This window comes from Polaromonas sp. P1_E3 (assembly GCF_056405935.1).
This window is the reverse complement of sequence record NZ_JBFUBD010000003.1, coordinates 95,587-102,686: the sequence shown is the minus strand read 5'-3', so window position 1 is coordinate 102,686 and position 7,100 is coordinate 95,587. Positions and strand designations below refer to the sequence as shown.

Annotated in this window: 5 protein-coding genes; all 5 read right to left on the bottom strand. The window is 61.9% G+C overall.

The features are described 5' to 3' along the window. Positions 1–718: 718 nt before the first annotated feature. On the bottom strand, positions 719–1,540 hold the full coding sequence (locus AC1D0Z_RS01585; RefSeq protein WP_477656490.1) for an amidohydrolase family protein: 822 nt from the start codon (positions 1,538–1,540) through the stop codon (positions 719–721). 42 nt (positions 1,541–1,582) lie between these two features. Continuing rightward, on the bottom strand, positions 1,583–2,590 hold the full coding sequence (locus tag AC1D0Z_RS01580) for a hydroxyacid dehydrogenase (RefSeq protein WP_477656489.1): 1,008 nt from the start codon (positions 2,588–2,590) through the stop codon (positions 1,583–1,585). 38 nt (positions 2,591–2,628) lie between these two features. Beyond that, positions 2,629–3,678 (bottom strand): LacI family DNA-binding transcriptional regulator, encoded by a 1,050-nt coding sequence (locus tag AC1D0Z_RS01575; protein WP_477656488.1) that lies wholly within the window; start codon positions 3,676–3,678, stop codon positions 2,629–2,631. A 36-nt stretch (positions 3,679–3,714) separates the two neighbouring features. Further along, positions 3,715–5,592, bottom strand: a complete 1,878-nt coding sequence (locus tag AC1D0Z_RS01570; RefSeq protein ID WP_477656499.1) for a TRAP transporter large permease — start codon at positions 5,590–5,592, stop codon at positions 3,715–3,717. Positions 5,593–5,666: 74 nt separating this feature from the next. Then, complete coding sequence (locus tag AC1D0Z_RS01565) at positions 5,667–6,695, bottom strand: TRAP transporter substrate-binding protein (RefSeq protein WP_477656487.1); 1,029 nt, start codon at positions 6,693–6,695, stop codon at positions 5,667–5,669. Positions 6,696–7,100 lie beyond the last annotated feature (405 nt).

Sequence of the window (7,100 nt, the reverse complement as noted above, 5' to 3'; positions counted from 1 at the left end):
CGCTTCGCTTCGGGCAACCTGCGCTGCTCGACTCCGGCGGCGGTCCGCAGAACTCGCCTTCGGCTCAAACAACTGCGGCCCGACCTTCCGCCTCCGTCTGCGCTGCTCGGCCCAGCCAGGACGGGGAAGTCCGAATTCGAATACAAAGACCAATACCAACAAGTACTCGCCATGGCGAGTACTTTTTTCTTCAGGTATGCGGAGTTCTGTCTTCGGCTGTTGGGTATTCGTTCCCCCACCCCTTGTGGATGCGCCGAGGAGCGCAGGGCCAGACGGATCAGGGCAAAAACTTGTTTGAGCGAAGCGAGTTGTTTTTGACCCCGTCTGGACCGAGCACCGCAGGTTGCCCGCAGCGCAGCGGAGGGACGCAGGAACCAGGGTCGCCTTTTCTTTGCTTACTTTCTTTTGGCGAAGCAAAAGAAAGTGAGTTGCATGCCGGGCAACCCCCGGCCAGCAAACCTCAGCAAAGCGCACGCCCTCAAATCAATCTCAACCTCATACGAAAACCGCTATCAATTCAATAGCTGCTCGCGCACGACCCCATTAGCAGCGTGGCACTTTTATGCCGAAAAACGGCTCGTGAAGCTTCCCAACGCACCAACGGGGGCAGCTTTTCAGCTCCCGAAACTGAAAATGGGCCCGTTCAAGGCCCATTTCAAGAAGCATCCGGCCTCAAGCCCAACAGGAACCAGTGCAAGCAGCTATGTTTTTGATAGCATTATTCAAATCCATACAACTCAGCCGGGTTGTCCACCAAAATTTTCCGGCGCGCGTCATCACCCGGCACCCACGAAAACAGCAGGTCATACAAATCCACTTCCGACGGCGGCGGATTGCGCCCTGGGTGCGGCCAGTTACTCGCCCACAAACAGCGTTCCGGAAACTTCTCTGCCAGCGTGCGCGCAATCAAACTCACGTCGTCATACCCCGGCGCTCCGATCTTCGAAGTCTCGTACGGCGCCGACAGCTTGACCCACACATTGCCGGTGTCCAGCACGCGCAGCAGCGACTGGAATGCCGGGTGGTCGGGCTTCACGGGCTCGAGAAATTTTCCGTTGTGGTCAATCACCACCTTGCAGGGCAATCGTTTGATCACTTCTTCATGTTCGGGAAAACTGCGGCCATCCAGCTGCAGGTTGACCATCCAGTTCATCGCAGCCAGGCGCGCGGCGATGGGCTCCAGCGAGTTCCACTCCAGCACCGGGTTGATCATCATGTAGCGGACGCCGCAGATGCCGCGGTCGTCAAGACGCTTCAGCTCGGCGTCCGTTACGTCAGCCGCCACCAGCGCGATGCCGCGGCCGGACGCGCCGAGCTGTGCCACGGCGTCGAGCGTGCAGCTGTTGTCAAAACCATAGGCAGAGGGTTGAACGATGACGGCGCGGCTCAGGCCCAGTGCCTCTTGCACTTTGCGATACGTTGAGACCGGCAAGTGCGGCGGCACCCAGGCCACGTTGGGCACCATGGGGTATTTGTCTTCGTAGATGTGGACGTGGCAGTCGCACGCGCCGGCGTAGGTGGTGTTTTGGGTGGCTTGCATGAATGGCTTTCGCAAAGAAATGAAGGGGTGGCGCGGCCTGGCTCAGGCGGCTTGCGGCGCTTTAGTAGCCTGCTGCCAGCGCGTAGCTTGCGCAGCGTTCACCGCGCCCTTGGGCGCGCGGCCTTGCAGCAACTCGGCGACTTGCGCCACCGTCTCCATCGCCTGGTGCTCGATGGCTGGCGGCGTAAGGCCACCGATATGAGGCGACGCAATCACGCGCGGATGCGCGGCCACGCGGGGCGAGGGCATCTGGTCGGGCGCGCGGCCCACGTCGACGGCGCAGCCGGCCATCGTGCCGGCGTCGAGCGCGGCGATCAATGCATCTTCATCGACCAGATTGCCGCGCGAAGCATTGATAAAAAACGCACCGGGCTTCATGGCGGCAAACGTTGTCGCGTTCATCATGTTCTCGGTCGCCTCTGTGGCGGCGGCCAGGCACACCACGTAGTCAGAGCGCTGGAGCAGCGGCAGCAACTCGACCTGCTCCAGCTCTTTGCGGTTGGTGGATGTGTAGGGGTCGTGCACCACGATGCGCATGCCCAGCGCCAATGCCACGTCGCACAAATAGCGGCTGATCTGGCCGAAACCGATGACGCCCAGTGTGGAGCCGCGCAGCTCGCGGCCCATGGTGGCAGCCACCGGCCGGCCCGCGTGGTAGTCGGCCGTGGTTTCGCTGATGTTCCGGCTCAGGTCGATCATCACGCCGATGATCCATTCGCTCACCGACGCGATAAAGCCCGCACTGGCCTGTGTCACCAGTACGCCGTGGCGGCTTGCGGCCGGCACGTCGATGTTGCGGATGTCGATGGCGCAGCGCACGAAGGCCAGCAGGCGCGGCAACGCTGCGAACAGTGCCTCGTCGCCCACCGTCTGGCGGTAGGAAATGATGACCTCGCAGTCGGCGGCCAGCGCGGCCAGTTCGCTCGAAGAAAGATCGGTGTCGCCGGGGTTGAAGCGCACATTGGCAATCGCTTGCAGCGCCGCGATGGCGCGGTCACCGAAGTAGTGCGCGAGCTTGCTTTGGGGGTGGCTGACGAAAACCGTTGTCATTCAAAAACCTTGTGTTCCCGGTATCAAAAAACTGGAAATCAACGTTTGCCAGGCGCGTATCTGGCAACCGAGTCACGCGCCATCAGCGTGGGCTGAAAGATGAATTCCTGCGTGGCGATGGACGGGTCGGCCAGCCGGCTCATCACGCGCTCGACCATCACCTGCGCCATCTCAGGCACTGGCAGGCGCACACTCGTCATGGCCGGGTGCATGAGCGTGGAGAGGAACACGTTGTCGATGCCGATCACCGATACCTCTTCCGGTACGGCCAGGCCCGCGTCGCGAAAGCCCGCCATCAGCCCAAACGCCATCAAATCGTTCACACCGATCACGCCGGTGGGCCGCTCAGGCAATTGCGCCAGCAAACCGGCCTGCGCACGGCCCACTTCGCTCATCATCGAGTCGCCGTACTCGTCGACCGGCGTGCCTTCGACCACCTGGGCGCTGGCCTGCAGCCCAGCGGCTTTGGCGGCCGAGAGGAAGCCGGCGATCTTTTCGTTACGGCTCATGGTGCGGCCGGCTGGCGTAACAAACGCCAGGCGCTGGTGGCCCATGTCGATGAGGTGTTGCGTTGCAATGCGGGCGGACTCAAAACTGTCGACCGTGACGTGGTCGACGATGGACGTCATGTTGGGTGTGGCGCGCCGGTCATAGCTCACCATCACCAGGCCGCGTTCGGCGGCGGCTTCCACGTGCTGCTCGTCGATCAGTGAAGAAATGATGATCACGCCGCGTACGCCGTGTGCCAGCAGGTCGTCAAAGAAGCGCAGCTCCTTGTCCTTGTCGCGGTAGGTGTTGCCGATCATGATGCGAAAACCGTAGCGCTCCTGCGCCAGGGTTTCGATCTCGCGCGCGATGAAGCCGTACATCGGGTTGGCCATGGACGGCACCAGCAGGCCGATCAGCGGCGTGTAGCCGGTCTTGAGCTGGCGCGCGGTGGAGTTGGGCCGGTACTTCAGCTCGGCGATGGCGGCTTCCACCCGCGCCAGTGTCCCCGCGGCCATGCGGTTGGCGCGGCCGTTGAGCACGTTGGACACAGTGCTGGTGGACACACCCGCCAGTGCGGCGACATCTCGAATCTTGCTCACGGCGTTGGTCTTTTCATCAAGAAGTTAAAGGCATTATCAGAGACCCATGCGGGTCGGAAGCCATAAGGAAAATTGCGGCACAAGCACCAGCAGGATCAGCGTGACAAACAGCACCGCCAGGTATTTCATCATGGGCCGCCAGACGTTCTTGAGCTCGGTGCCCGTGATCGCACAGGTGGCAAAGAGGCCCAATCCTATCGGCGGCGCAAAAAGTCCCAGGCCCATCGCAATCACCATGACTGTCCCGAAATGTAAGGGATTGACGCCCAACTGCGAAGCAATCGGCGTCAGCAGCGGGCCAAAGATGATCAATGCCGGCGCGCCTTCCAGCACCGCGCCGAAGACGATCATGATGAGCACCGACAGCAGCACAAACATGGTGCTGCCGTAAGACGCCGCAAAGCCGATCATGAAGGTCGAAAGGTACTGCGGAATCTGCTGGATGGTCAGCGCAAACGACACGCTGGAGGCCGCCGCCACGATAAAGAGGATGCCGCCCGCCATGGAGGCCGAGCGCACAAAGAGCTGTGCCACCGACTTGACCGTGAGCTCCCGAAACGCCATCCAGCCCACCACCAGCGCATAGACAACGGCAAACGCCGACACCTCGGTCGAGGTGGCGACACCCGAAGTCACGCCCTTGCCGATCATCGCCACCATGACCAGCGCCACCGTTGCGCCGCCGATCAGGCGGAACATCGGTGTACGCACGTCGAAGGCCTCGTCGGGGTTGATGCGCGTGCCGACATAAATCGTCACTGCGGCGAGTGACAGCGCCAGCACAGCGGCCGGCACCAGCCCGGCCATGAAGAGCCCGGCGATCGAAATGTTCGCGACGAAACCCATGATGATCATGTTGATGCAGGGCGGAATCGTCTCGGCCATCACGGCGGTGCAGGCCAGCAGGCCGGCGGTTTCGTTCGGGTCCTGTTTGGTCTTGCGCACCGCCGGCATGATGATGCCACCCACCGCCGCGATGTCGGCCAGCTTGGAGCCCGACACGCCCGAGAAGAAGGCGGTGGCGGTGATGGTGATCAGCCCCAGTCCGCCGCGCACCCGGCCGAACATGCGCAGCAGCAGCTCGATGAGGCGTGACGACATGCCGTTGGCTTCCATCAGCAGGCCGGCCAGCACAAAGAAGGGAATCGCCAGCAGCACATAGTGGTCGGTGCCCGCCATCACCTGCTGCGAATACACCAGCATAGGCAGGGACGGATCGGCCGTAAAGAACACCAGCGACGACAGACCCAGCACAAACGCAATCGGTACGCCCAGCAGCAGGCCGCCGACAAAACCGATGGTCAGCAGCATCCAGGGCTTGATGGCCAGGCCGGGCATGAGGATGTTCCAGCCTGTCACTACCGCCACCATGGCGATGCCAACACCGAGCGTGGTCCACACCACGCGCGAGGGGCCGTTCACCGCGTTGGCGATGCCGAACAGCGTCATAAAGAGGCTGCCGATCACGACGGGAAAGGTGTAGATCCACTGCGGCAGGCCGATGGGCGTGGTGCTGGACCACGAATCGACCAGCAGGCCGACGGACGAGACGCACAGGCTCGCCGACACCGCCACGATGATCCAGCTGGCGAACTGGATCAGCGCCGGTTGCCAGCGCGCCGGCAGCAGGCCGCGGAAAAGATCCACACCCACATGCTGGCTGCGCGCCAGCACCGTGGCGGCGCCAAAGAAGACCAGCACGATCATCAGGGCGCGTGCGATTTCCTCCGCCCAGTCAAAGGGCTCGTGCAGGAAGTAACGGAACACCACGGAGACAAACACCACCAGCACATCGACCGCCAGCACCACGCCCGCCACGTATTCGGTCATCCGCATCAGCCAGGCCAGCCAGCGGCCGGACGAGTGGTTGATGCTGAAGCCCGGGGCGGATGCGTGCGTCGGGTTGTGCGACATCGCTTCCGGCAGGGCGTCGGCGATATCTCCGGGTACGGCCCCGGGCAGGGCGGGCGACATGCTGGCCGCCATGCTCAGCCTCGCGCCGCGTTGATCGCCGTGAAGAGCGGCGCGGTTTCCGGGTATTGCTTGGCAAAGCCTGCCCACAGTTTGGTCTCCATTTCCTTGCGAACCTGGTCGCGCTCGTTTTTGGCCATGGGCGTGAAGGTGATGCCGAGCTTCTTCAGGTCTTCGATGCCCTGCAGGCCTTTTTCGGTGCCGGTCTTGCGCAGCTGGATGGTGGAGTCGGCAGCGGCCTTCATGAAAGCCGGGCGCAGCTCGGCCGGAATGCGGTCGATGCCGCGCTTGCCCATGATGCAGACCATGGGACTGAAAAGATGCTCGGTCATCCAGCAGTGCTTGACGACTTCATTGAGCTTGCTGGCCAGCACCGTGCCCGAGTCATGCTCGAAGCCGTCGACCACACCGGTCTGCGCGGCCATGTAAAGCTCGCCAAAAGAAATCGGCGTGGGAATCGCGCCCATGATCTTGAAGGTCTCGATAAACGCAGGTGTCGGCAGCACACGCAGCTTGACGTTCTTGATGTCAGCCAGTGATTTGACCGGCTGCTTGGTGTACACGTTGCGGGCACCGTAGTGCGCGCTCCAGGTGATGACCTGGCAGCCCGTGCCTTTTTGCAGCATCTCGTTGAGCCTGGCGCCCACGCCGCTGTCCAGCGCCTTGGCCACGTGCTCGTAGCTGTCGAAAAGATAGCCCAGGTCCAGCATGCCGAGCTGCGGCGTCACGGTGGCCCAGATAGACGAGCCGGTGAGCATCATGTCGATGGATCCGACCTTGACCTGCTGTACCACATCGCTTTCCTTGCCGAGCTGGTTGTTGGGAAAGTAATCAATGCGGATCTTGTCGCCCACGGCCTTTTTGAGGTTGGCCTCCATGAGCTGTTGCCAGGCAAAGTGCGAGGAGTTGAGGTCGGGCAGATGCGCGGACGACAGGCGCAGCGCGACGGTGGACTGGGCGCTGGCCAAGCCCGAAAACCCGGTCGCGACGGCCACTGAGGCGGCAGAGGTGGTCTGGACAAACCGGCGGCGTGAAAGGGAAGTCATTTCTTGTCTCCTGAGGATGTTTTTGAGGGGTGCGCTCGTGAAATTCGGCGTTCTGGGCGTTCTTTGTAGAACGATTTACTGTATCGTTACACCAAATCACCGGTCAAGCCGGGCAAAGGTGGTTTTTGATAGGTGTTTTCCTCCGTAAACAGACGGTATTCGTCTCCCGGCAGTACCGCAGCCTGCACAACAGGGCTATGGGAGTGGCGCTGTGGAACAAGCTTGATGGCCAAAGCGCGGTGAACCAGCAGCCGGTTTTTCGGTGAAGTCGGCAATCGCGGAAAACCCGGGTCTTGACGCGCCTGAACGGCGGCGCAGAATGCATCAGTCGTTGGCAGGCTGGAGTTGTATGTACAAGTTACGGCCTGCCCACAACAGGAGGTCTGGGCATGATTCCTGCTCACG

Bases quoted from the DNA above. Each gene is read 5' to 3' on its own strand.
- AC1D0Z_RS01585 (WP_477656490.1), bottom strand. From the start codon at position 1,540: ATGCAAGCCACCCAAAACACCACCTACGCCGGCGCGTGCGACTGCCAC.
- AC1D0Z_RS01580 (WP_477656489.1), bottom strand. From the start codon at position 2,590: ATGACAACGGTTTTCGTCAGCCACCCCCAAAGCAAGCTCGCGCACTAC.
- AC1D0Z_RS01570 (WP_477656499.1), bottom strand. From the start codon at position 5,592: ATGTCGCACAACCCGACGCACGCATCCGCCCCGGGCTTCAGCATCAAC.
- AC1D0Z_RS01565 (WP_477656487.1), bottom strand. From the start codon at position 6,695: ATGACTTCCCTTTCACGCCGCCGGTTTGTCCAGACCACCTCTGCCGCC.